19 protein-coding genes and 1 riboswitch are annotated in these 21,535 nt (G+C 70.5%); of the genes, 1 reads left to right on the top strand and 18 read right to left on the bottom strand.

Features of this window, described 5'->3' with window-relative positions:
* Positions 1 to 170: 170 nt before the first annotated feature.
* Positions 171 to 1,094: a peptidoglycan DD-metalloendopeptidase family protein gene (locus ACFWPS_RS08460; RefSeq protein ID WP_383702424.1), complete on the bottom strand. Its 924-nt coding sequence runs from the start codon at positions 1,092 to 1,094 to the stop codon at positions 171 to 173.
* Positions 1,095 to 1,098: 4 nt separating this feature from the next.
* Positions 1,099 to 1,259: riboswitch (cyclic di-AMP (ydaO/yuaA leader) on the bottom strand.
* A gap of 305 nt (positions 1,260 to 1,564) precedes the next feature.
* Positions 1,565 to 3,649, bottom strand: a complete 2,085-nt coding sequence (locus ACFWPS_RS08455) for an alpha-galactosidase (RefSeq protein ID WP_383702421.1) — start codon at positions 3,647 to 3,649, stop codon at positions 1,565 to 1,567.
* A gap of 205 nt (positions 3,650 to 3,854) precedes the next feature.
* On the opposite strand from ACFWPS_RS08455, the gene ACFWPS_RS08450 reads away from it, so the two are divergent.
* Complete coding sequence (locus ACFWPS_RS08450; protein WP_383702419.1) at positions 3,855 to 4,652, top strand: tyrosine-protein phosphatase; 798 nt, start codon at positions 3,855 to 3,857, stop codon at positions 4,650 to 4,652.
* A gap of 3 nt (positions 4,653 to 4,655) precedes the next feature.
* Here ACFWPS_RS08450 and ACFWPS_RS08445 read toward each other — a convergent pair whose 3' ends face one another.
* The 16 genes from ACFWPS_RS08445 to ACFWPS_RS08370 form a co-directional block, all read right to left on the bottom strand.
* Positions 4,656 to 4,778 carry a DUF6126 family protein gene (locus ACFWPS_RS08445; protein WP_383702417.1) on the bottom strand — a complete coding sequence of 41 codons (123 nt, stop codon included), beginning with the start codon at positions 4,776 to 4,778 and terminating at the stop codon, positions 4,656 to 4,658.
* Positions 4,775 to 5,398, bottom strand: coding sequence for a helix-turn-helix domain-containing protein (locus ACFWPS_RS08440; RefSeq protein WP_383702415.1), 624 nt, complete (start codon positions 5,396 to 5,398; stop codon positions 4,775 to 4,777). Before ACFWPS_RS08440 ends, ACFWPS_RS08445 begins: the two co-directional genes overlap by 4 nt.
* A 59-nt stretch (positions 5,399 to 5,457) precedes the next feature.
* A complete protein-coding gene (locus ACFWPS_RS08435; protein WP_383702413.1) occupies positions 5,458 to 6,843 on the bottom strand; it encodes an aspartate aminotransferase family protein in 1,386 nt (461 codons plus the stop codon).
* Positions 6,840 to 8,852 carry a 1-deoxy-D-xylulose-5-phosphate synthase gene (gene dxs, locus ACFWPS_RS08430; protein ID WP_383702411.1) on the bottom strand — a complete coding sequence of 671 codons (2,013 nt, stop codon included), beginning with the start codon at positions 8,850 to 8,852 and terminating at the stop codon, positions 6,840 to 6,842. The genes ACFWPS_RS08435 and dxs overlap by 4 nt, the downstream gene beginning before the upstream one ends.
* 27 nt (positions 8,853 to 8,879) lie before the next feature.
* Positions 8,880 to 10,037: a flavodoxin-dependent (E)-4-hydroxy-3-methylbut-2-enyl-diphosphate synthase gene (gene ispG / locus ACFWPS_RS08425; RefSeq protein WP_383702409.1), complete on the bottom strand. Its 1,158-nt coding sequence runs from the start codon at positions 10,035 to 10,037 to the stop codon at positions 8,880 to 8,882.
* A 4-nt stretch (positions 10,038 to 10,041) separates the two neighbouring features.
* Positions 10,042 to 11,064 (bottom strand): adenosyl-hopene transferase HpnH, encoded by a 1,023-nt coding sequence (hpnH, locus tag ACFWPS_RS08420; RefSeq protein ID WP_181803030.1) that lies wholly within the window; start codon positions 11,062 to 11,064, stop codon positions 10,042 to 10,044.
* Positions 11,065 to 11,069: 5 nt separating this feature from the next.
* A complete protein-coding gene (locus ACFWPS_RS08415) occupies positions 11,070 to 11,711 on the bottom strand; it encodes a 1-hydroxy-2-methyl-2-butenyl 4-diphosphate reductase (protein ID WP_361290600.1) in 642 nt (213 codons plus the stop codon).
* Positions 11,711 to 13,705 (bottom strand): squalene--hopene cyclase, encoded by a 1,995-nt coding sequence (gene shc / locus ACFWPS_RS08410; protein ID WP_383702407.1) that lies wholly within the window; start codon positions 13,703 to 13,705, stop codon positions 11,711 to 11,713. The genes ACFWPS_RS08415 and shc overlap by 1 nt, the downstream gene beginning before the upstream one ends.
* Positions 13,706 to 13,822: 117 nt before the next feature.
* Positions 13,823 to 14,890, bottom strand: coding sequence for a polyprenyl synthetase family protein (locus ACFWPS_RS08405; protein WP_383702405.1), 1,068 nt, complete (start codon positions 14,888 to 14,890; stop codon positions 13,823 to 13,825).
* Between the two features lie 59 nt (positions 14,891 to 14,949).
* Positions 14,950 to 16,371, bottom strand: coding sequence for a hydroxysqualene dehydroxylase HpnE (gene hpnE / locus ACFWPS_RS08400; protein ID WP_383702403.1), 1,422 nt, complete (start codon positions 16,369 to 16,371; stop codon positions 14,950 to 14,952).
* Positions 16,368 to 16,508, bottom strand: coding sequence for a DUF6380 family protein (locus ACFWPS_RS08395; RefSeq protein WP_361290588.1), 141 nt, complete (start codon positions 16,506 to 16,508; stop codon positions 16,368 to 16,370). The genes hpnE and ACFWPS_RS08395 overlap by 4 nt, the downstream gene beginning before the upstream one ends.
* The gene (hpnD, locus tag ACFWPS_RS08390) at positions 16,508 to 17,461 is read right to left on the bottom strand and encodes a presqualene diphosphate synthase HpnD (RefSeq protein WP_383702401.1); all 954 of its coding nucleotides are present in this window, start codon (positions 17,459 to 17,461) and stop codon (positions 16,508 to 16,510) included. Before hpnD ends, ACFWPS_RS08395 begins: the two co-directional genes overlap by 1 nt.
* The gene (hpnC, locus tag ACFWPS_RS08385) at positions 17,458 to 18,360 is read right to left on the bottom strand and encodes a squalene synthase HpnC (RefSeq protein ID WP_383702399.1); all 903 of its coding nucleotides are present in this window, start codon (positions 18,358 to 18,360) and stop codon (positions 17,458 to 17,460) included. The genes hpnD and hpnC overlap by 4 nt, the downstream gene beginning before the upstream one ends.
* A gap of 359 nt (positions 18,361 to 18,719) precedes the next feature.
* A complete protein-coding gene (locus ACFWPS_RS08380) occupies positions 18,720 to 19,514 on the bottom strand; it encodes an ABC transporter ATP-binding protein (protein WP_383702397.1) in 795 nt (264 codons plus the stop codon).
* Positions 19,507 to 20,436 (bottom strand): ABC transporter permease, encoded by a 930-nt coding sequence (locus ACFWPS_RS08375; protein ID WP_383702395.1) that lies wholly within the window; start codon positions 20,434 to 20,436, stop codon positions 19,507 to 19,509. Before ACFWPS_RS08375 ends, ACFWPS_RS08380 begins: the two co-directional genes overlap by 8 nt.
* Positions 20,437 to 20,655: 219 nt before the next feature.
* Positions 20,656 to 21,528: a glycosyltransferase family 2 protein gene (locus ACFWPS_RS08370; RefSeq protein ID WP_383702628.1), complete on the bottom strand. Its 873-nt coding sequence runs from the start codon at positions 21,526 to 21,528 to the stop codon at positions 20,656 to 20,658.
* Positions 21,529 to 21,535 lie beyond the last annotated feature (7 nt).

Here is a 21,535-nt window from a genome sequence, read left to right as displayed (position 1 = left end):
TAATAAGGGGTTGACGTTCGGTGAGATAAGACACTTTTAAATACTTTGCCAAGCCTGGAATAAGGCTCCGATCAGGGGCGTTGACGTGTCGATCGTCCAACGCCGAATGCCGGGCCCGGTGATCCGGGCCCGGCATTCGACGTGCGTGTCGGACCGGTGCGGGTGCCGGGTCAGCCGACGGCGAGGCCCTTCCAGCGGAGGTAGGCGACCGGGTCCACGTCCGAGCCGTAGTCGGGGGTGGTACGGATCTCGAAGTGGAGGTGCGGGCCGGTGACGTTGCCGGTGGCGCCGGAGAGGCCGATCTGCTGACCCGCCGTCACGGTCTGGCCGACCGAGACGGAGAGGGCGGAGAGGTGGCCGTACTGCGCGTAGTAGCCGTCGGCGAGCCGGATGACGACCTGGTTGCCGTAGGCGCCGCCCCAGCCCGCCGTGACGACCGTGCCCGCGCCGACGGCCTTCACCGGGGTGCCGGTCGGGACGACGAAGTCGACGCCCGTGTGGTAGCCGCTGGACCACATGCTGCCGGCGACGTGGTAGCCGGTGCCGACGGTGGCACCGGTGACCGGCAGGGTGAATCCGGACGCGGTCGTCGCCGAGCCGTCCGAGCCGTCCGAGGAGGAGGCCGATGACGAGGTGGACGACTGCGGGTTCGACGGTGCCTCGTAACGGGAGCCGGAGTCCGCGGTGTCCGTCGTCGCGGCGTGACGGCCGCCGAGCGTGAGCCTGAGGCCGGGGTGGATCAGCGAGGGGTTGTCGCCGACGGCCTCCCGGTTCTCGGCGTAGAGCCGGTGCCAGCCGCCGCGGACGTGGTGCTCGCGGGCGATCTTCGAGAGGTAGTCGCCGGGCACCACGGTGTAGACGCGGTGCGCGGAATGCGCGGCGGAATTCTTCGCGGCCGTCTCCTTCACCGCGGTCTTCTCGGCCGCCGGAAGCGACTGCATGGCCTTTTCGGAAACGGACTGCGAGGTGGCCGCGTGGGCGCCGGTGGCCCCCATGAGCGGCAGAGCCAGCGCGGCGCCACCGGTTCCGGCGACGGCCATCGAGCGGGTGAAACGCTGGGGCTTGGGGCGGCGGTGCTTACCCTTCGCGGGCATGGCGCATTCCTCTCCGACGCCTGCGAGGTGAGCTGTCGGGTTCGGGCTGGAGCTGCCCGGCCACGCTCCGTCACGCGGCTACACCCCTAGCCGTCCCGGGAACCGGAACAGGCGGTCATACCTGGTGGGTCCCCCGCTCCTGCCGGGCACGGGTGAGTGTGTGGGGACTCCGGCCGGCGGCAGGATTCGGCGTTCCGTCCGGAAGTGTGGCGAACGTAAGCGAGTAAGACGCACCCGGACAAGCGGCCGGTTCCGCCTGTCCGGTTTTCACTTGATCCGTTACCGGAAATCCCGGTCACCCTCCGTGAATTCCTGTCTATTCAGTTTTCCAACCTTCTCGCAAAGCACCGGAATTACGTGAGCATGACGCGCGACGGACGGTCACGAATATGACGCTCCTCACGCACGTCACGCCACGTCACCTCATTCCAGAGCGAGTTGTAATGAAGGCGCCAATTCGGGCAGATGCGTCAGATCCGGCGGAGTCGGATGACCGACGCATCCAGGTCACCCTTCAGTCCGGTGTGCAGCCCGTGGTGCAACAGGACGGCACCCCGATACACTTCGCCCGTTTCGCGGCATTCGTACGACGCCGCGGGGTCGAGGCCCTGCAGCCGCAGCGCCGGCGCCGGCTCGCCGTAGCTCTGGGCCTGCAGCCAGGCGAGGACGACGGTCTCGCCGCCGAGCGTGTACTGCACCGCGCTGAGCCCGCCGGTGGGCGGCCGCAGCCGGAACTGGTCGCCGCGCTGCACCAGGGGCCGGATCTCCTTGTAGAGCTCCACCCAGCGGCCGGCCTCGGCGAGCTCCTCCTCGGTCCACTGCGAGAGGTCGCCGCCGACCCCGAGCGCCCCGGCCATCGAGCTGATGAAGCGGAAACGCAGACTGCTGACCCGGCCGTTGAGCTGGTGGTTCGGACTGTCGGTGACCCAGGCGGACATCACCCGGGCGGGGTGGATCTGGCTGAAGCCGTGCTGGATGGCGAGCCGGTCCAGCGGGTCGGTGTTGTCGGAGGTCCACACCTCGTCGGTGCGGCTCATGATGCCGAGGTCGATCCGCCCGCCACCGCCGGAGCAGGACTCGATGGCGACGTTCGGGTGGGCCGCGCGGATCCGGTCGAGAAGGGCGTACAGCCCGCGGACGTGGTCGACCCACAGGCGCTGCGGGTAGGGCTCGCCGGGCCAGCCCGCGTCGGTGAAGCAGCGGTTGAAGTCCCACTTGACGTAGTCGATCGGGGCGCTCGACAGCAGGGTGTCGAGCTGCTCCCAGAGGTACTCCTGGACGTCCTCGCGGGCCAGGTTGAGGACGAGCTGGTTGCGCAGTTCCGTCCGCTTTCGTCCCTCCTGGTACTGCACCCAGTCGGGGTGGGCGCGGTACAGGTCGCTGTCCGCGTTCACCATCTCGGGCTCGACCCAGATGCCGAACTGCATGCCGAGGGCGTGCACGTAGTCGGCGAGGGGCTTGAGGCCCTTGGGGAAGCGGTCCGGGTTGGGCGTCCAGTCGCCGAGGCCGGCGCGGTCACTGGTGCGGGCGCCGAACCAGCCGTCGTCGACCACGAACAGCTCCACGCCGATCGCCGCGGCCCGCCGGGCGAGGGTGGCCTGCTGCTCCTCGGAGATGTCGAAGGTGGTGGCCTCCCAGGAGTTGAACAGCACGGGCCGGTCCCGGTCGGCGTCCGGGATGATGTACGCCCGCTGGTAGGCGTGCCAGGCACGGCTCGCCCCGCCGAAGCCGCCGTCGGTCCACAGGCCCGCGAAGACCGGGCTGGTGTACGACTCGCCCTCGGCCAGCATCAGCAGGCCGGAGTCGTCGTAGCCGGCGCCGCCGGTGATCTGCACGCGCGCGTCCGGGAGTTGGGCGACGGCGATCCGCCAGGAGCCGGACCAGCCGAGCGCACAGCCCCAGACCTCGCCGCGCTCCTCGGTGGCGTCGGTGTCGAGGGCGACCCAGGGCAGGTGCTGGTGGCCGGTGTGGCCGCGGCGGCTGCCGATGACCTTCTCGCCGTAGGTGAGGGGGCCGCTGGTGAGGCGGGACTCGGCGGCCCAGCGGCCGTGCAGCTGGGAGAGCCGCCAGCCCTCGCGGTCGGGGAGCGTCCAGGCGGCGGGGTCGGCGCGGAGCAGCTCCACGCGCGCGTGCCCCTCGTTGCCGACGGTCACCCGGCGCTCCACGACGTCGCCGCGCATCCGGTAGTGCAGGGTGATGAGGATCGCGTCGTCCCGGAAGCGCAGCCGCAGCTCGTCGCCGTCCGCGCCGGTCTCCGTCTCGTAGGCCTCGAAGGCCCACTCGGTGCCGCGCCGCTCCTCGGTGCGCACGGACAGGGCGGGGCGGACGAACCGGGGCCCGCCCTCGACGGGGTACTCCTCCCGGCCGTCGAGCGGGGACTCGAAGGGCCAGTAGCCGGGCAGCGCCCGGGTGCTGAGCTCCTCGGCGTCCGCAAGCTGGATTCTGGCGCCCCAGTGCAGGTGGAGCAGTTCGTCGGCCTCCGTGAGATGCAGCGCATAGCTGCTGCCGGGGCCCGACAGGAGCCAGGTACGACCGTTTTCGGCGATGTCCACCATCGAGAAACCTCAAACCTCACACAGCTGCCAACAGATCCGCTCAAGCACCAACATCATCAAGGGCTGTGGGCCCCGGAATCAAGGGCCACGGGCCCTGGAGACGATGCCTGTGGACAACTCATTGCCCGTGGAAACCGATGTCGTATGGTCGGTCCAGTGCCCGTCGACGAGCAGCGCCGACGGGGCCGACCGGGAGGAGCCCCCCGTGACGCAGCAGGTCCCGTCCACCGAGCCCGAGCTGGCCGGGGTGCGTAACTTCCGTGACGTGGGCGGCCTGCCGACCGTGGACGGGCGGCGGGTGCGGCCGGGCGTGCTGTTCCGCAGCGGGCACCTGGCGCACGCGACCGAGCAGGACGCGGAGTTCCTCGCCTCGCTCGGCCTGCACACGATCTTCGACTTCCGCAACGCGGCCGACCAGAAGCTGGAGGGCCCGGACGTCGAGCTGCCCGGCACGCGGAACGTGAACCTGCCGCTGACCGACCCGGCGCACGGCGCCGAGTTCTGGACGATGGTCCGCGAGGGTGACATCGAGCAGCTGCGGGGGCTCCTGGGGGACGGCAAGGCCGCGGCCCGGATGGTCAACTCCTACCGCACGATCGTCAAGGAGCGCACCGACGAGCACTCCCGCGTGCTGCACTCGATCGCCGAGGACAGCGTCCCGGCGCTGATGCACTGCGCGGCCGGCAAGGACCGGGCGGGCATCTCCATAGCCGTGACGCTGCTCGCGGTGGGCGTGGAGCGGGACGCGATCCTCTCCGACTACCTGGAGTCCAACGCCAAGCACCGCCGTTACAAGGTGCGGCGCAGCGGAAGCGGGGAGAGCGTGTACAGCCCCGAGGTGATGGAGCTGCTGAGCCCGCTCTTCGACGCCCGCGCGGAGTACCTCGCGGCGGCCTTCGAGAGCATCGACGAGACGTGGGGCGACGTCGACACCTACCTGGAGCAGGGTCTGAAGGTGGCCCCGGAGACCCGGGAGCGGCTGCGCGAACGCCTGCTCGACTGAGGCTCAGCCCTTCGCGCCGAGGGAGAACAGCAGGAAGAGGAACGCCGCCAGGACGTGCCCGAGGGCGATGTAGATGATCAGCCGGACCCACAGGGCCCGGGGGAACTTCTCCTCCATGTCGGTCATGGCAGCTCTCCGGTGATCGGGCCCAGGCACAGCGCGGCCGTGGGACTCTGCAGCAGGGTGTGGACGAACAGGAGCTCGACCCCGTCCGGGTCCTCGGCGGCCAGGCGGTGCGGGGTCAGCGAGTCGAAGTGCGCGCTGTCGCCGGGCGCGAGCACATGGGTGGTGTCACCCAGACGCAGCCGGAGCCGGCCGCGCAGGACGTACAGCCACTCCTCGCCGGGATGCACCCGCACGATGTCGCCCTGGGAGCCGTACGGCACCCGGACGCGCAGCGCCTGCATCCCGCGGCCGGAGGCCCCGGTTTGCCAGTACGTCCAGCCGCCGGCGTGGGTCGGTTCCATGTCGCCGGCGCGCACGATCGCGTCCCGGTCGGCGACGGTCTCGCCCAGCAGCTCCGAGACCGTCGTACCGTAGACACGCGCGAGCGTGAGCAGCATCGGCAGCGAAGGCTGCCGCTGCCCGGTCTCCAGCCGGGAGAGATGGGCGGGCGACAGCCCCGCGTCCCGGGCCGCGGCCTCCAGGGTGACACCGGCGCGGCGACGCAGGGAGCGCAGCTGCGGGGCGACGGCGGGCAGGTCGCCCACCGGCCCGCCCGTATGCTCTTTCTCGGAGGAGCTCATGCCTCCATTCAGCCGCAGTTTTGCCCCTACGGCAATTTTCTTGCCTCAGAGACAAAAAGCTAGCGGTTGGCCACCGCCTGCTTGATCAGTGTCCTGCCGAAGTCCCACATCAGGCCGCCTCCGCTGTGGGCGTCGTCCATGACGTCCGTGAAGGCGTCCACGAAGCGGTCCACGTCCGTCTCGTCGACGATCAGCGGCGGGATGAGCTTGATCACCTCCAGGTGGTCGCCGGAGACCTGGGTGAGGATCCGGTGCCGTTGCAGCAGCGGTACGACGACCATCTGGGCGAACAGGCCCTTGCGGGCGGCCTGGAGCATGGTCCAGCGGCTGCGCAGCTTCAGCGAGCTGGGCCGGCCGAACTCGATGCCGATCATCAGGCCCCGGCCGCGCACGTCGGCGAGCAGTTCGTACTTGTCGGTCAGCGCGGCGAGCCGGGACCTGAGCTGCTCCCCCACGGCCCGGGAACTGGCGACGATCTGGTCGTTCTCCATGACCGAGAGGACGGCGAGCCCGGCCGCCATGGCCTGGGCGTTGGCGCCGAAGCTCGCCGAGTGGACCAGGACGCGGTCCATGGACGAGTAGACCTTCTTGAAGATCCAGTCCTTGCCGAGGGTCGCGCCGACCGGGACGTACCCGCCGGACAGCGCCTTCGCCACACACACCAGGTCCGGCTCGACGCCCTCCTCGTGCTGGTAGGCGTAGAAGTCGCCGGTGCGGCCGAGGCCGGTCTGCACCTCGTCGGCGATGAGCAGCGCCTTGTGCTTGTGCAGCAGCTCCTGGGCGGCGCGCAGATAGCCGGGCGGTGCCTCGTGCACGCCCTTGCCCTGGATCGGCTCGACGATCAGGGCGGCGACGTCGCCCTTCTTCAGTTCGCGGGCGAGCGCGTCGAGGTCACCGAGGGGTACGGCGGTGTCGGGCAGCAGCGGGGCGAAGCCGTCCCGGAAGCCGTCCTCGCCGTTGACCGACAGCGAGCCGGTGGTCAGACCGTGGAAGGCGTGGTCGCAGTAGAGGACACGGGGTCTGCCGGTGGCGAAGCGGGCGAACTTCAGGGCCGTTTCCACCGACTCCGTGCCGCTGTTGCCGAAGAACACCCGGTCCAGGTGCGGGCTGTGCGCGAGGAGCCGCTCGGCGAGCAGTCCGGGCAGCGGCTGGCAGTCGAAGCGGGTGAGGTCGGCCAGCCGGGCGTCCAGGACGTCGTGCAGGGCCTTGCGGACGACGGGGTGGTGGCGGCCCAGGCCCATCACCCCGAACCCGGCGAGCATGTCCAGGTAGTCGTTGCCGTCCGCGTCCCAGAAGTGGGCACCCTCGGCCCGCTCGTACACCTTGTCGAAGCCGATGGTGTGCAGCATGCGCGGCAGCTGGTGGTTCAGGTACTTCCCGTGCAGCTCGTACCGCTCACCGCCACGCTCGGCCAGCAGCGCACCTAGGTCGAACTCCGTACTCATTCTTTCTCCTTGACAGGGCCATCGATGAAAGCGCCCTCGACTTTGGCGCCCTGAAGGGGCGCGGGGAACTGCGCGACCAGCCCAGACGTAGCTGCACCCGCCACACGACCCCCCGCGGCACCCCCTTCGGCGCCCTCAACTCCCCGCCTCTCGAAACTCGCCCCGATGCTCCCCGCGATCTCCACCGGCGTCAGCCCGATGTCGGCCAGCACCTCCCCCCGCTTGGCGTGCGCCAGAAACTGCTCCGGAATCCCGAACCGCCGCACCGGCACGTCCACTTCGGCGTCGCCCAGCGCCAGCGCCACCGCCGCGCCCACGCCGGCCGCCCGGCTGTTGTCCTCGACGACGGCCACCAGCTCGTGCTGCGCCGCCAGACCCGGCAGCGCGGGATCCACGGGCTTGACCCAACGCGGGTCCACGACCGTGCAGCCGATGCCCCGGGCGGCCAGCAGCTCCGCGGCCTGGAGGCAGACCGGTGCCATCACGCCGACCGCGACCAGCAGCACCCGCGGCTCCTCCCCGCGGTGCAGGACGTCGATCCCGCCGACGCGGTCGACCGCCGGGATCTCCGGACCCACCGACTCCTTCGGGAACCGCACCAGGGTGGGCGCGTCGTCCACGGCGACCGCCTCGCGCAGCTGGAGACGCAGCTGTTCGGCGTCACGCGGGGCGGCGATCCTGAGGCCGGGTACGACCTGGAGGATCGACATGTCCCACATGCCGTTGTGCGACGCGCCGTCGACTCCTGTCACGCCCGCCCGGTCCAGGACGAACGTCACCCCGCAGCGGTGCAGCGCCACGTCCATCAGCAGCTGGTCGAAGGCGCGATTCAGGAACGTGGCGTAGACGGCGACGACCGGGTGCAGTCCGCCGGTCGCGAGGCCGGCGGCCGAGACCGCCGCGTGCTGCTCGGCGATGCCGACGTCCCAGACCCGGTCGGGGAAGCGCTCGGCGAACTTGCCGAGGCCCACCGGGTGCAGCATGGCCGCGGTGATCGCCACCACGTCGTCCCGCTCCTCGCCGATCCGGACGATCTCGTCACCGAACACCGAGGTCCAGGAAGGGCCGTTGGACGGCGCGAGCGGCTCGCAGGTGAGCGGGTCCATCACGCCGACGGTGTGGAAGTGGTCCTCCTCGTGGGCGAGTGCGGGTTCGTAGCCGCGGCCCTTCTCCGTGAGGCAGTGCACCAGCACCGGCCCGTGGAAGCGTTTCGCGCGCCGCAGCGCCGACTCGACCGCCTTGATGTCGTGGCCGTCGATCGGGCCGACGTACTTGAGGCCCAGGTCCTCGAACATGCCCTGCGGGGCGAAGGCGTCCTTGAAGCCCTTCTTCGCGCCGTGCAGGGACTCGTAGATGGTGTTGCCGACGACCGGAGTGCGCAGGAGGACGTCCTTGCCCCAGGCCAGCACCTTCTCGTAGCCGTCGGTCGTGCGCAGGGTGGCGAGGTGGTTGGCAAGGCCGCCGATGGTGGGGGCGTACGACCGCTCGTTGTCGTTGACGACGATGATCAGCGGCCGGTCCTTCGCCGCCGCGATGTTGTTGAGCGCCTCCCAGGCCATCCCGCCGGTCAGCGCGCCGTCGCCGATCACCGCGACGACATGGCCCTTCTCCCCCTGCACCTGGCGGGCCTTGGCGAGGCCGTCGGCCCAGCCGAGCGCGGTGGAGGCGTGGCTGTTCTCGATGACGTCGTGCTCGGACTCCTCGCGCGAGGGGTATCCGGACAGGCCGCCCTTGCCGCGCAGTTTGGAGAAGTCCTGCCGGCCGGTCAGCAGCTTGTGGACGTAGCTCTGGTGGCCGGTGTCCCAGAGGATGCGGTCGACCGGGGACTCGAAGACCCGGTGCAGTGCGACGGTCAGCTCCACGACGCCCAGGTTGGGCCCGAGGTGGCCGCCGGTCCTGGCGACCGCGTGCACCAGGAACTCGCGTATTTCTTCGGACAGTTCACCGAGTTCCGACTCGGACAGCGCCTTCAGGTCGCGTGGTCCCCGGATCTTCTCCAGAATCGTCACGCTCGGCCCCCTCTCGGTCCGTGCTGTTCAGCTCACCGTGACGGCGGGTGCTCCGGACCCGGCGCCGTCCTGCTCCATCTGCTCGGCGATCTTCATTGCTTCTTCGATGAGGGTCTCCACGATCTTCGACTCCGGCACGGTCTTGACGACCTCGCCCTTCACGAAGATCTGCCCCTTGCCGTTGCCGGAGGCGACCCCCAGATCGGCCTCCCGTGCCTCGCCGGGGCCGTTGACCACGCATCCCATGACGGCGACGCGCAGCGGCACCTCCATGCCCTCAAGGCCTGCCGTCACCTCGTCCGCCAGCTTGTAGACGTCGACCTGGGCGCGCCCGCAGGACGGGCAGGAGACGATCTCAAGGCGCCGCTGCCGCAGGTTCAGCGACTCCAGGATCTGGATGCCGACCTTGACCTCCTCGGCGGGCGGGGCCGACAGCGAGACGCGGATCGTGTCACCGATGCCCTGCGAGAGCAACGCCCCGAAGGCGACGGCCGACTTGATGGTGCCCTGGAACGCCGGACCCGCCTCCGTGACTCCGAGGTGCAGCGGGTAGTCGCACTGGGCGGCCAGCTGCCGGTACGCCTCGATCATCACGACCGGGTCGTTGTGCTTGACGGAGATCTTGATGTCCCGGAAGTCGTGCTCCTCGAAGAGCGAGGCCTCCCAGAGAGCGCTCTCCACGAGCGCCTCCGGGGTGGCCTTGCCGTACTTCTGGAGCAGCCGGCGGTCGAGCGAGCCGGCGTTGACCCCGATCCGGACCGGCGTGCCGTGGTCCTTGGCGGCCCGGGCGATCTCCCGCACCTGGTCGTCGAACTTCTTGATGTTGCCGGGGTTCACGCGAACTGCCGCGCAGCCGGCCTCGATGGCCGCGAACACGTACTTGGGCTGGAAGTGGATGTCCGCGATCACCGGGATCTGGGACTTCCTCGCGATCGTGGCCAGGGCGTCCGCGTCGTCCTGCGTGGGGCAGGCGACGCGGACGATCTGGCAGCCGGACGCGGTGAGTTCGGCGATCTGCTGGAGGGTGGCGCCGATGTCCGAGGTGCGGGTCGTGGTCATCGACTGCACCGATACCGGGGCACCGCCGCCGACCGCCACCGGCCCGACAAGGATCTGCCGGGACACGCGGCGCTCGGCGACCGGCCGGGCCGGGACCTCGGGGACGCCCAGGGAAACGGCGGTCATGCGGTCACTCCCGGTTCCCGGAGACCGTCTCGCGCATCGCGCGGAGCGACTCCTTGAGGGACCCCATGGTGGCGAGGACGGCGGTGGGCTCGTAGCCGCAGTGCGCCATGCAGTTGGCGCAGCGCGGGTCCTTGCCGCGGCCGTACTTGTCCCAGTCGGTCTTCTCGATGAGTTCGCGGTACGTCGGCACGTATCCGTCGCTCATCAGGTAGCAGGGTCGCTGCCAGCCGAACAGCGAGTAGTTCGGGATCGCCCAGGCCGTGCACGGGAAGTCGACCTTGCCCTCCAGGAAGTCCAGGAAGAGCGGGGAGTGGTTGAGCCGCCACTTCTTGCGGTTGCCGCCCGCGAAGGCCTTCTTGAAGAGTTCACGGGTCTGCTCCACACCGAGGAAGTGCTCCTGGTCGGGGGCCTTCTCGTAGGCGTAGGCGGGCGAGATCATCATCTCGTCGACCTTGAGGTCGTCGTTGAGGAAGTTGAGCACCTCGATGATGGTCTGCGGGGTGTCCGTGTTGAAGAAGGTCGAGTTGGTGGTCACCCGGAAGCCGCGCCGCTTGGCCTCCTTGATGGCCTCCACCGCCTCGTCGAACACGCCCTCCTTCGCCACGGACTCGTCGTGCCGCTCGCGCAGCCCGTCGATGTGCACCGCGAACGCGAAGTAGGGCGAGGGCGTGAACTTGTCCATCTTCTTGCGCAGCAGCATCGCGTTGGTGCACAGGAAGACGTACTTCCGCTTCGCCACCAACTGCCGCACGATCTCGTCGATCTGAGGGTGCATCAGGGGTTCGCCGCCCGCGATGGACACCATCGGGGCACCGGACTCCAGCACCGCCCCGACCGCCTGCGCGACCGGCATGCGCTGCTTCAACACCCCCGCCGGGTGCTGGATCTTGCCGCAGCCCTCACATTTCAGGTTGCACGCGAAAAGGGGTTCCAGCTCCACGATCAGCGGGAACTTGTCCCGCTTGCGAAGCTTCTGTTCGGCCAAGTAGGTAGCGACCTTGATCGACTGACGCAGCGGCATGGCCATCTGGCTCACCTCCGGGGGAGCAGCAAAGAACGGTGCCATTCGAAGAAAGCTGGAAGAACGGATCGAAGAACGCGGAAAGCTGATATTCCACCGCGCACCGTGCCGATCCGGACGAGTTCATGTTCAGGAGCGTCCACGACCACCCTTACGGCCGCAACAGGGCGCTCGCCCGCGCGCACGGCGCTCAGGAGCGTGGCCGCCGACTCCATGTCGACCGCGATTGCGCCGGTCGCGAGCAGGTCTGATCGCTCGTGACCGCGGACGACGTGATCGGAGCCGGTGACGGGGCCGGTGTGGACGGTGCGGCCGGGCAGGGTCCGCACCAGCTCCTTCACCAGGAGTTCGGTGCCGACGCACGGGACGCTGCCACGGGGGTCCCGGGTCTCCTCGGCGACGACCAGGTCGCCGGGGTGCATCCCGGGGGCGAGTCCCGCGCAGAAGCCCGTCGCCAGGACCGCGGCACCGGCGAGCGCGGGATCGGCCAGGACCCGGGTGACGGACCGTTCCGCCGCCTTGGGGCCCATGCCGGTGCGCAGCACGGTGACGGGTCCGCCCGCGCCCCCGCGTTCGCCGGCGCGCAGGGCGAGGTGCTCGATGCCGAGTGCGCAGGCGATCAGCAGCGGGGCCGGCGCGGGCGTGGGGCTCATCAGTCCCCCTCGGCCTCGGGGGTGGGCTCGCCGTGGACGTAGCGGCCGAGCGCGGTGAGCGGGAAGACCTGCCGATAGAGGTGGTAGTTGATGGAGAAGTCCCAGGGGAAGCCGGTGCCGGTGAAGTACGGCTCGTCCCAGGAGCCGTCCTCGGCTTGCGTCTCGGCGAGCCACCGGACGCCCCGCTCGACGGCCTTGGCGTCCTTCTCCCCCGCCGCAAGGAGCGCCATCAGCGCCCACGCGGTCTGGGAGGCGGTGGAGGCACCGCGCCCGCTCCAGTCGTCGGCGTACTTGTAGGAGCGCAGGTCCTCGCCCCAGCCGCCGTCCTCGTTCTGGACCTGCTCCAGCCAGGTCACCGCCCGCCGGATGGCCGGGTGCGAGACGGGCAGCCCTGCCGCGGTCAGCGCGGGCACCACCGAGCCGGTGCCGTAGACGTAGTTGACGCCCCAGCGCCCGAACCACGCGCCGTTCGGCTCCTGTTCGGCGAGCAGCCACTCGATGCCACGCCGGGTGCGCGGGTCGTGGGACATGCCCTCGAAGGCGAGCATCTCCACGACGTGCGCGGTGACGTCGGCCGAGGGCGGGTCGATGACCTCGCCGAAGTCGCAGAACGGCAGCCGGTTGGGGAACGGGCTGGTGTTGTCGACGTCGAAGGCGCCCCAGGCCCCGTTCTTCGACTGCATGCCGAGGTTCCAGCGCACCCCGCGCCCGATGGCCTTCTCCATCCGCTCGGGGTCGTGGTGCCTGACCCGGCGCAGGGCGAGGACGACCTCGGCGGTGTCGTCGATGTCGGGGTAGTTGTCGTTGTGGAACTCGAACGCCCAGCCGCCCGGCGGCAGCTGGGGTCGCTTCACCGCCCAGTCGCCGGGCCGCACGATCTGCTCGCCGAGCATCCAGTCGGCGGCCTTGACGAGTTGCGGGTGGTCGGCGGGCAGACCGGCGTCGGCGAGCGCGATGGTCGCCAGGCAGGTGTCCCACACCGGCGACTGGCAGGCCTCGATCATCCGGCCGCCGTCCTCGCGCCAGATGGCGTAACGATCCAGCGACTCGAGTCCCGCGCGCACCACGGGGTGTTCGAGGTCGTAGCCGAGCAGGTACAGGGCGATCACCGAGTACACGGCCGGGGGCTGGATGCCGCCCCACGCGCCGTCGTTCTCCTGGCGCTCGACGATCCAGCGGCCGGCGGACTTCAGGGCGGAGCCGCGCAGCCGGCCCAGCGCGACCTTGCGGTAGCCGCGGACAACCTTGTCGAGCCGCTGGAAGACGCCCTCCCAGCTCGCCACCGGAGCCAGCGGCTGGGGCGGGTTCGGGTTGGCCGGGTCGGTGTGGAGTTCGTCCAGCGGGAAGGGGGCGGGGCGCACCGGGCGCTTGGCCGAGACCACGGTGAGCGGCACGATGGTCTGCCGGGCCCACTGGCCGAAGTTGTAGATGCTGAGCGGGAACCACTTGGGGAAGTACAGGAGTTCCGGCGGGAGTTCCGGCAGGTCCTGCCATTTCCACCAGCCGAACAGGGCCAGCCAGATCCGGGTGAAGACCCGGGCCGCGGCGATCCCACCGCGCTCTCGGATCCAGGCCGACGCCTTCGCCATGTGCGGTGCGTCCGGCGCGTCCCCGGCCAGCCGCAGGGCGACGTACGCCTCGATGGTGGTGGAGAGTTCGCCGGGGCCGCCGTAGAAGGTGGCCCAGGTGCCGTCCTCGCGCTGCTCGCCGCGGATGAAGAGCGCGGCGGCGGCGGTCGTGGCCTCGTCGCGGATGCCCAGGAACTGACGGAGCAGCAGGTCCTCGGCGTCCATGGTGACGTTGGTCTCCAGGTCGCCCTTCCACCAGCCCTGCGCGTCCTGCTGGGCGAGCAGATGGTCGGTGGCGCGTCGGACAGCGCGCTCGGCGGCTTCTTGTACCCCGGCCGCCACGGGGGTGGTGATGTCGGTTTCGCTGGCCGAGTCGGCCCGGGGCGGCAGGGTGGCCCCGGTGCTTCCGTCGGTCGTCGCTGTCATGGCTTCCCCTTCGTGCAGTCGTACGAAATCGTTCTGCTGTGGGTCCGCCGTCGGCCGGTGCTGGCTGCGCGCTCGCACCGGCCGGCGACTACGCGAGGGTTATTCGACCGATAATGATCATCTCTTTCGTACGACGACGAAGTCCGCGAGCGCCGTGAACCGGTCCCGTACCCGGTCGGGCATGTCGATGGCGTGCAGGGCCTCGATGGCGATGGTGTGCTGGCGGCGCGCCTCGTCGGCGGTCCACTCGCGGCCGCCGGCCTCCTCGATGAGGGCGGCGCGGGCGGCGAACTCCTCCTCGGAGAAGTTCTCGAAGTCGCTGCTCTTGGCGTCGGCGGCGAGGATCTCGCCGAGCCGCTCGGAGGCGGGCCCGCCCGCGGCGAGCGCGGCGACGACCGGCAGGGACTTCTTGCGCTGGCGCAGGTCGCTCCAGGTCTGCTTGCCGGTGGCGTCCGGGTCGCCCCAGATGCCGAGCAGGTCGTCGACGGCCTGGAAGGCCAGGCCGAGGTGGTAGCCGTACTTCTCCAGGGTGTCGGCGGTGCGGTCGTCGGCGCCGCCGAGCACCGCGCCGATGGAGCTGGAGGCGGCGAGCAGGGCGCCGGTCTTGTTGCCCTCCATCTCCAGGCACTCCTCGACGCTGACCCGGTCGCGGTGCTCGTAGGAGATGTCCTGTGCCTGACCGTCGATCAGGGCGCGGGTGGCGGTGGTGAGCCGCCGGGTGGCCCGCCCGGCCTCGACGGTGCCGAGTTCAAGGAGGACCTCGTTGGCGAGGGCGAACAGGGCGTCGCCGACCAGGATGGCCTGGGCGGGGCCGTGCACCTTCCAGACGGTGTCGCGGTGCCGGCGCTGTTCGTCGCCGTCCATCAGGTCGTCGTGCAGCAGGGAGAAGTTGTGGACGAGTTCGACGGCGACGGCACCGGGGATGCCGACCTCGGGGGCGGCGCCGGTGACCTCGGCGGAGAGCACGGCGAGCGCGGGCCGTACGGCCTTTCCGCCGTCGCCGTCGGCGGGGTTGCCCTCGGCGTCGATCCAGCCGAAGTGGTAGGCGGCAACGGTGTCCATGGGGGAGGCCAGGCGGTCGACGGCCGCCCGCAGTACCGGTGTGGCAAGGGTCCGGCCGCGCTCCAGGAGCGCGGTCACGTCCACCGCGTCGGCAGCCGTCTCGGCCGGGGGCACAGTGGGCACAGTTTCTCCTCTTGTTACGGTACCGGGGGTGCGGGGGCCTGCCGCCTGCTGATCGAGCGTCACGCCGCCTCCTCGAACTCGAAGAGGTGACGGGGGCGGGGCCGGCCCAGAGTGCTCAACGCGGCATCGGCCGCACTGACACCGCTGCGGACCGCACTCTCCATGGTCGCGGGCCACCCGGTGGCGGTCCACGCTCCGGCCAGGTAGAGGCCGGGTGCCTTGGTGCGGGCGCCGGGCCGCAGCCGCCCGACGCCGGGGGTGGGGGCGAACGTCGCGGTGCGCTCCCGGGTGACGAAGAAGTCCTGCACCCCGGCGCCGCGCGCACCGGGCAACAGCCGTTCCAGCTCGGGCAGATAGCGCCCGCGCAGGTCGGCCACGGGGGTGTCGATCTCGTCCTGGGCGGCCGACTGGGAGAGCGCGAGGTACTGGCCCTCCCGCAGCCCGGAGGCGTGGGTGCGGTCGAACACCCACTGGACCGGGGTGCCGAGGGCCGCGAAGAACGGCTTGGTGAGCACCGTGCGGTCGTAGACCACATGGACGTTGAGGATCGGCGCGGTGCCGATCTCCAGAAGATTCCCGGGGGCGTCGAGGGCGCCGTCGGGCAGCAGGTCGTACGCCTCGCGCGGGGCGACGGCGAGCACGACGGCGTCCGCCATGAGTGTCTCGCCGGGAACCTGAACGCTCCAGGTTCCGTTCTCGTTAGTGGAGACGGAGGTGACGCGTGTACGGACCTCGGTACGCACGCCCGCGGAGTCGAGCGCCTTGCGGGCCAGCCGGTCGTGCAGTTCGCCCAGCGGCACATGGGCCCAGCCGATGTCGGCCGCGCCCGGGTCGGACAGCAGACCGGTCTTGAACACCATCGCGGCGAGCCCCAGCGAGGCGTCGCCCGCGACCGCGTTGAGGGTGGCGACCCCGACCAGGTCCCACAGGGCCTCGACGGCACGCGCCGACTGGCCGTGGGCGGCCAGCCAGCTGCCGAAGTCCTGTGCGTCCAGGCTCGGATCGGCGAGGTCGAGCCCCTTGAGCGCGAGCGCGGCACGCCCGACCTTGGCCCGCTCGGCGAGCGAGAGGTGCGGATAGGCGGCCAGGCTGCGCCCCAGATGCAGGGGCACCGGCAGCGGGTCGCGACGGAGCCTGCCCAGGCGCCGCCCCTCCGGCTTGGCGAGGTCGAGCACGGGCACGTCGAGGCGGTCCTGCAGCGGCGCCAGCGCCGTGCCCTCGATGCGGTCGAGGAACCAGCGGTAGGCGGTGCAGCAACGCAGGTACACATGCTGGCCGTTGTCCACGGTCAGGTCGCCGCGCTGGAAGGAGAAGGCGAGCCCGCCGAGCCGCGGCCTGCCTTCGAGCAACGTCACGCGCACCCCCGCGTCGGCGAGCGCGAGCGCGGCCGTGATGCCCGCGAGGCCGCCGCCGATCACGACGGCGGAGCGCCCGGACGGGATGTCGTCCTGCGTCCGCTCGGATCGCGTGCCGTCGGTCATCGTGCCGCCTCTCCTGGCCGCCCGCCGTGCCGGTGGAACGGGGCAGGGCGGGCCGTCGCAGTCAGGGACGCCACGCCGCGCCGGAGGGTTGCCTGCCGTTTTCCTCCGGTGGAGTCACCTTGGCCCACTTTGTCCATCAGGCGCGCCTCCTGACGGTCAGCCGGGAGGTGTGGCGCCGGGTGTCGAGCCCGGACAGGCCGCGCACGGCGACGTACGCCTTCTCGCGTCCGGGCAGCGAGACCCGGCCGCGCAGCACCGCCTCCGGTTCGCGCTCGATGCGGTCGAGCAGGCGGCGGTAGATGCCGGCCATGGCGGCGACACAGGCGCCGCTGCGCCGGTCGAGCATGGGCAGCAGCCGGTAGCCCTCGGCGAAAAGGGCGCGGGCGCGCCGTACTTCGAAGTGCACGAGACCCGCGAAGTCCGAGCCCGCCGGCGGAGTCGGCCCGTGGAACCCGGCCGAGCAGCCGAACTTGGCGAGGTCGTCGGCGGGCAGGTAGGTACGGCCGTTGCCGGCGTCCTCGCGGATGTCCCTGAGGATGTTGGTGAGCTGGAGCGCGAGCCCGAGCGTGTCGGCATACTCCGGCGCGCGCTCGGCACCGCGCGCCCCCGGTTCCGTACCGAACACGCCGAGCGAGAGCCGGCCGATGGCGCCGGCCACGCAGCGGCAGTAGACCTTCAGGTCGTCCCAGGTCTCGTAGTGCTCGCCGCGTACGTCCATCAGCACGCCGTCGATCAGCTCGTCCAGGCCGCCCAGCGGGATCGGGAAGGCCTGGGCGGCGTGCGCGAGGGCGACCGCGACCGGGTCGGTGTCGTCCTCGGCGACCGCGCCCTCCTGGACCCGGGCGAGCAGCGCCCGGGTGTCCTCCAGGCGGGCCGCCTTCACGTCGCCGGCCAGCTCGCCGTCGCCGATGTCGTCCACGCGCCGGGAGAAGGCGTAGAGCGCCGACATGGCGCGCCGCTTGGGCGCCGGGAGCAGCCTGATGCCATAGGCGAAGTTCCGTGCCTGCTGTCCGGTGACGGTCTCGCAGTAGCTGTAGGCGGCGAGTACCGGTGCGGACACATGTGTGGGAGAGTCCACGGTCCGGATCACCCCTCTCCTCGCAGAGTCACGCCCACCTCACGCAGCAACCGGCCCTTGCCGGGCTTGGGCGGGCCTGGAAGTACGTCGTATTCGGCGGCGGCGATCGCGTGGACCGCCGCCCTTCCCCCCGCCACGAACCCCGCGAGCAGCAGCTTCAACCTGCCGTGGACGCTACCCACAAGGGGGGCGCCTTCATTCAGGAGATCGCGGGCGCGTTGTGCTTCGTATGCAACCAGTGCACGCACCGATGCGCCTGCGGTTTTCCTGGCGAGATCCGCCTCCTGGACGTGAAAGCGCTTCATGTCCTCGGCGGGCAGATAGATCCGGTCGCGGCCGAGGTCCTCGGCCACGTCCTGGAGGTGTTCGACGATCTGGAGTGCAGTGCAGATCGCGTCGGAGAGCCCGATCCGCTCGGGGGTCGAGGTGCCGGTGACGGCGAGGACCAGGCGGCCGACGGGGTTGGCGGACAGCTCGCAGTAGGCGAGGAGGTCGTCGTAGGTCTCGTACCGCTTGACGAGCTGGTCCTGACGGTTGGCGGCGACCAGCCCGAGGAACGGCTCGGGGGTGAGGGAGTGACGGAGGACGGTCGCCTTGAGCCTGCACAGCAGGGGGTGGTGCGGGGTGCCGTCGAAGACGCGGCGCAGGTCGGCCTCGAAGGCGTCGAGCAGGACCAGGCGGTCCTCGGCCTGCTCCGGTGACACCCCGAGGAGGCGGGCGTCGGCGCCGCCGGGGGCCAGGTCGCCGTCGCCGATGTCGTCGACGAGGCGGGCGAAGCCGTACACCGCCATCAGGTCGTCGCGCCAGGCTTTCGGCAGGAAGAAAGGGGCCACGGGGAAGTTCTCGTCCGCGGCCTTGGCCAGCGTGCCGTGTTCCGCGTCTCCGGTTCGCGCCGGGGCGGTTGCCGTCACCGTTCGCTGCCCGGGGCGGGGACGGCGCGGCCTGCGTTGAGCTGGGGAGTTTCCGTAGCCATTGCCGTCACATCTCCCGTTCTACACTGCCGACCCAATACACACTATTTCGGACACGCCGCCCAACAGTCCGCGGGGCGGCCCGGCGGAGGGTGTCGCGCATTATCGCCCCACTTGCCGCTTTCCGGGACCGGTACAGCTTACGTTGTACAACGCATCGAGGTTCGTCGGGGTGTCCCGCAGATCACAACAACACACCGATTGGCGTCAAGATTCCTAAGGCGAGCCGGAGTTGACGTTTCCTTTGCAGACGCCGGGCCCCACCGGAAAGGTTCCGGCGGGGCCCGGGGCGTGGCGGGCTACTTGCCCGTGAACTTCTCGTACTCCTGGAGCACCTCTTCGGTCGGGCCGTCCATGCGCAGCTCACCGCGCTCCAGCCACAGGACGCGGTCGCAGGTGTCGCGGATCGACTTGTTGTTGTGACTGACCAGAAACACCGTGCCGGCGTGCTCGCGCAGTTCGCGGATCCGGTCCTCGGAGCGCTTGCGGAAAGCCGCGTCACCGGTGGCCAGCGCCTCGTCGATCATGAGGACGTCGTGGTCCTTGGCGGCGGCGATGGAGAAGCGGAGCCGGGCCGCCATGCCGGAGGAGTAGGTGCGCATGGGCAGGGTGATGAAGTCGCCCTTGTCGTTGATGCCGGAGAACTCGACGATCTCCTGGTAGCGGGCCTTGATGTCCTCGCGGGACATGCCCATGGCGAGGCCGCCCAGGATGACGTTGCGCTCGCCCGTGAGGTCGTTCATCAGGGCCGCGTTGACACCGAGCAGCGAGGGCTGGCCGTTGGTGTAGACCCTGCCCTGCTCGGCGGGCAGCAGGCCGGCGATGGCGCGCAGCAGCGTGGACTTGCCGGAGCCGTTGGAGCCGATCAGGCCGATGGCTTCGCCGCGGTAGGCCACGAAGGACACCCCGCGGACCGCGTGCACCTTGCGCACGCCCCGGTCGTCGCCGCGCTTGAAGATGCGGCTGAGGGCGGCCGTCGCGCTGCCCTTGCCGGTCTTGGCGCCGTTGACCCGGTAGACGATGTGCACGTCCTCCGCGATCACGGTGGGGATCCGCTCCCCCTGGTTCTGCTCCACGTCGTTGAGGTCAGCCACGGCCGTACCGCTCCTCCGCCTTCCAGAAGTACACGAAGCCACCGGCGAACACGACCACGGCCCAGGACAGGGCGACGGCCCAGACGTGCGGCGGCAGGTTCGAGGCGCCGTAGCCGTCGATGAGGGCGAAGCGCATCAGGTCCATGAAGACGGTGGCGGGGTTCACCTGGAGGAGCGTGCGCGCCCACTCCGGCCGGCCCTCCATCATCTTGGTGATCGAGAACATCACACCGGACATGTACATCCAGGTGCGCAGTACGAACGGCAGCAGCTGGGCGAGGTCCGGGGTCTTGGCTCCCATCCGGGCCACGATCAGGGCCAGTCCCGTGTTGAAGAGGAACAGCAGGAACAGGATCGGGACGACCAGCACCCACGAAAGACCCGGGCGGCTGCCGAACCCGACCACCACGGCGACCATGACGATCATCGAGAACAGCAGCTGCTGGAGCTGCTGGAGCGCGAAGGAGATCGGCAGCGAGGCGCGTGGGAAGTGCAGCGCGCGCACCAGACCGAGGTTGCCGGCGATCGCCCGCACGCCCGTCATGATCGAGCTCTGGGTGAACGTGAAGGTGAACACGCCGGTGACCAGGAACGGGATGTAGACGTCCTGCGACATGCCACGGCTGGCGTGCAGGATGACACCGAAGATGAAGTAGTACACGGCCGCGTTCAGCAGCGGAGTGGCCACCTGCCAGAGCTGGCCGAGCTTGGCCTGGCTGTACTGGGCGGTGAGCTTCGCCTGCGAGAAGGCCAGGATGAAGTGGCGCCGTCCCCAGAGCTGGCGTACGTACTCGACGAGCGAGGGGCGTGCGCCGCTCACCGCGAGCCCGTACCGGGCGGCGAGCTGCGCCGCCGTGAGGCCTTCGTCGGGCGACGGCACCGCGCTCACCGCGATCCCGCCGTCATGCGTTGTCTCACTCAAGGGTGGAAGCCTTCGTCTCCGGATCCGTCTGCAAATTCGCCTTCGGATTCGCCTTCGGATGCATCTTGGATGCGTCTTACGTTCGTCTTACGGAATTGTGCTACCGGGCATGGCACGTCTCCGCCATCAGACACATTCCCGGGGGCGTCCGCGCGCCGTGCGCGGCCGTTCCCGGGCGTGTCCGCACGCCGTACGTGCGGACCCGCACCTTCGAGCTTGTCAGATCACCGGGGGACGGCCCAGTCGCGTGAGTTTCCACACGGTCCGCCAGCGCATCGGGCGGCGGGGTCCGCACGGGGTGGTCCAGCCCTCCCGGAAGCCGGCGAACCAGGCGTGCAGGGCCGGGCGGGAGGGGCGGCGCACCAGGGTCAGCAGCATCCACACCCCGAGGTAGACCGGGACCAGGGGGGCGGGCAGGTTGCGGCGGGCCAGCCAGACCCGGTTGCGGGCGACCATCCGGTGGTAGACCGCGTGCCGGGAGGGAGCGGTGGTGGGGTGGTTGAGGACCATGTCGGACCGGTAGTCGATCAACCAGCCGGCGTCCAGGGCCCGCCAGGCCAGGTCGGTCTCCTCGTGGGCGTAGAAGAACTCGTCCGGCAGGCCGCCGACCTCGGCGAGGACCTGGGTGCGGACGGCGTTGGCGCCGCCGAGGAAGGTGGTGACCCGGGAGGAGCGCATCGGGTCGGAGGCCCGCAGCCGCGGCACGTGCCGGCGCTGGGTCTGCCCGGTGTCCGGGTCGGCGATGCGGAAGCTGATGATGCCGAGCCGCTGGTCGGCGGCGAAGGCCTGGCGGCACAGTTCGGCGGTGTCGTGCTCGGCGAGCAGTCCGTCGTCGTCGAGGAAGAGCAGTATGTCGACATCGCGGCCGCTCGGGCCGAAGGCCTCTATGCCGACGTTGCGCCCGCCGGGGATCCCGAGGTTCTCGGGCAGCTCCAGGGTGCGGACGCCGTCCGGGACGTCCGGGACGGGCGAGCCGTTGCCGACGACGACCACCTCGACCCGCTCGCCGTCCTGCTTGGCGACCGAGTCGAGGAGGGCGCGCAGTTCGTCCGGGCGGTTGCCCATGGTGATGACGACCGCGCCGACCTTCAGCCCGGCG

Source organism: Streptomyces sp. NPDC058457 (assembly GCF_042720695.1).
Lineage (GTDB): Bacteria > Actinomycetota > Actinomycetes > Streptomycetales > Streptomycetaceae > Streptomyces.
The sequence above is the reverse complement of the archived record's forward strand: the minus strand, read 5'-3'. Positions and strand labels throughout refer to the sequence as shown.

Bases quoted from the DNA above. Each gene is read 5' to 3' on its own strand.
- hpnH (WP_181803030.1), bottom strand. From the start codon at position 11,064: ATGGCCATGCCGCTGCGTCAGTCGATCAAGGTCGCTACCTACTTGGCC.
- ACFWPS_RS08455 (WP_383702421.1), bottom strand. From the start codon at position 3,649: ATGGTGGACATCGCCGAAAACGGTCGTACCTGGCTCCTGTCGGGCCCC.
- ispG (WP_383702409.1), bottom strand. From the start codon at position 10,037: ATGACCGCCGTTTCCCTGGGCGTCCCCGAGGTCCCGGCCCGGCCGGTC.
- ACFWPS_RS08460 (WP_383702424.1), bottom strand. From the start codon at position 1,094: ATGCCCGCGAAGGGTAAGCACCGCCGCCCCAAGCCCCAGCGTTTCACC.
- ACFWPS_RS08395 (WP_361290588.1), bottom strand. From the start codon at position 16,508: ATGGACAAAGTGGGCCAAGGTGACTCCACCGGAGGAAAACGGCAGGCA.
- ACFWPS_RS08440 (WP_383702415.1), bottom strand. From the start codon at position 5,398: ATGAGCTCCTCCGAGAAAGAGCATACGGGCGGGCCGGTGGGCGACCTG.
- hpnE (WP_383702403.1), bottom strand. From the start codon at position 16,371: ATGACCGACGGCACGCGATCCGAGCGGACGCAGGACGACATCCCGTCC.
- ACFWPS_RS08445 (WP_383702417.1), bottom strand. From the start codon at position 4,778: ATGACCGACATGGAGGAGAAGTTCCCCCGGGCCCTGTGGGTCCGGCTG.
- ACFWPS_RS08435 (WP_383702413.1), bottom strand. From the start codon at position 6,843: ATGAGTACGGAGTTCGACCTAGGTGCGCTGCTGGCCGAGCGTGGCGGT.
- ACFWPS_RS08415 (WP_361290600.1), bottom strand. From the start codon at position 11,711: ATGAGCCCCACGCCCGCGCCGGCCCCGCTGCTGATCGCCTGCGCACTC.
- shc (WP_383702407.1), bottom strand. From the start codon at position 13,705: ATGACAGCGACGACCGACGGAAGCACCGGGGCCACCCTGCCGCCCCGG.